The sequence below is a fragment of the Puniceicoccus vermicola genome (assembly GCF_014230055.1).
Classification (GTDB): domain Bacteria; phylum Verrucomicrobiota; class Verrucomicrobiia; order Opitutales; family Puniceicoccaceae; genus Puniceicoccus; species Puniceicoccus vermicola.
Genome location: NZ_JACHVA010000020.1, coordinates 1 through 1,575, shown reverse-complemented (window position 1 = coordinate 1,575; position 1,575 = coordinate 1). Strand labels below are relative to the sequence as shown.

Here is a 1,575-nt window from a genome sequence, read left to right as displayed (position 1 = left end):
GATATGCGTTTCAAGGGATCGCAAGATTGGTTCGATGCCGAAGCTCGGCTGTGGTTTCGCCTTCTTTGGCCTTCACGACTAAATGGTAAGATTCCGATGAATACGTAGCAGCGCTCCCTAGCTTCATGATATAGAGACCTGCCTCTGGGGAGTAAATTTCAGTGATCAAAGGCTGAATAAGGGAAAATGGGATTCTTGTGCCTTCGAATTCAGCCTCCCTGACTTTCTGAAGTTCATCGCGGAGAACCATACAATCCTTTTGTGTTAAGCTTGGATTAACGGAAGCACGACTTCCTTTCAAATACACAAAAGCCACTTCATCAATCCTTTCCGGCTCCGAACTGAGCATCTCACCCTGATAGATTTTCTTTTTCAGGGGGATTCTGATCATGGAGGCGGAGTATCTCGCTTTCTTGCCATCCCACATAGAGTTAAAGATGACATCTATGTAGCTGGGACCCTTAGGAATCATAAATCCCTTCGAAACCTCGAATAATTCTTTTTCGGGGTGGGTATCTCGCCAGTCAGCTAAAAATCGAATGGTTTCATTCTCTTCAAGCCCTTCGATCTTCTTTAGCTTGAGAAACTCATTCGCGAAGGATACACAAGGCAGCAAGAACACGATCAGGGCTATAAATTTCATTCTTCTTCTCTGCATATCGTCGAGCTCTAGCATGGCGCGAAGCGACATTGACTAGTAGCGTCTGGTTCACTCTCTTTCTTTTTTTAGCTGTTTCCCTGTGAGGTAGATTATTAATGCTGAGAGCAAAAGGTAGAAGACTCCCAACCCTCCAGTTATCGCGGAGATGCCCCACTTGTCGAAAAAGGTATTCTGTCTCGATTTTTTTGGTTCTTCTTTGGAGTAGAGAATCTCGATTTTATCTCCGACTTGACCCGGAGGTGGGAAACTTGCGGTGCTGGAATACTTCTTTATTTCATTCCCTTCAATATCTTCAAATACATAGACGGGGGCGAAAAGTGTGCTCCCGTCACTTTCTCTTGGGATTAATTCTATGATTTCTGCTTCTGCGGCTATTGCAGTTTCAAGAAAGTTCGATGTGTGCAGCCCAAATCCGATTGCTACCAGTATCGGTAAGATCGAAATGCCAAAAGTAAGCTTTGACATGAAATTCCAAAATTTAGCTGTAAAGATGACCATTTTTTTAGTGAACGTCAAGAGGAGGGATGCTGAGTGAGCGGAGCGATCTCGGCATTCCTCTCGCTCGCCTTGTTAGCGTATTTATTTTTCAATTTCATATTCTCTCCGAGCAAAAACCAAACCATCTAATACATCGATATCACGAAGTAGCTTATCTGAGAAAAAACATTCTTCTTTCACTTTTTTTATTTCTTCTTTTGAGGATGTATTTGCCAAGATTTCTGTCATCACCATTGAGCACGATTCTCGATCAAAATCTGTAGGTTCTTTTTCTAGATAGTAGCGCAGTGTGAATTCTTTTGAATCTGTGAACTTAACCGCTATTGCTCGAATCGAAGGGTAGATTTCCCCGATAAGTGCGGATTGAATCCAAATACGCAACCAATGTGGAATCGATTTCATTTTTTTTGCTAACG

At 42.6% G+C, this 1,575-nt stretch carries 3 protein-coding genes; all 3 read right to left on the bottom strand.

Features of this window, described 5'->3' with window-relative positions; translation table 11 throughout:
* Positions 1-10: 10 nt before the first annotated feature.
* Positions 11-643 carry a hypothetical protein gene (locus tag H5P30_RS01640; protein ID WP_185691225.1) on the bottom strand — a complete coding sequence of 211 codons (633 nt, stop codon included), beginning with the start codon at positions 641-643 and terminating at the stop codon, positions 11-13.
* A gap of 66 nt (positions 644-709) precedes the next feature.
* Positions 710-1,126 (bottom strand): DUF3592 domain-containing protein, encoded by a 417-nt coding sequence (locus H5P30_RS01635; RefSeq protein ID WP_185691224.1) that lies wholly within the window; start codon positions 1,124-1,126, stop codon positions 710-712.
* A gap of 114 nt (positions 1,127-1,240) precedes the next feature.
* The coding region (locus tag H5P30_RS01630; RefSeq protein WP_221774253.1) for a MafI2 family immunity protein at positions 1,241-1,575 on the bottom strand (335 nt) is incomplete at its 5' end.

What these genes read in the sequence shown, in the direction of transcription:
- H5P30_RS01640 (WP_185691225.1), bottom strand. Translation starts at nt 643, where the DNA reads ATGAAATTTATAGCCCTGATCGTGTTCTTGCTGCCTTGTGTATCCTTC.
- H5P30_RS01635 (WP_185691224.1), bottom strand. Translation starts at nt 1,126, where the DNA reads ATGTCAAAGCTTACTTTTGGCATTTCGATCTTACCGATACTGGTAGCA.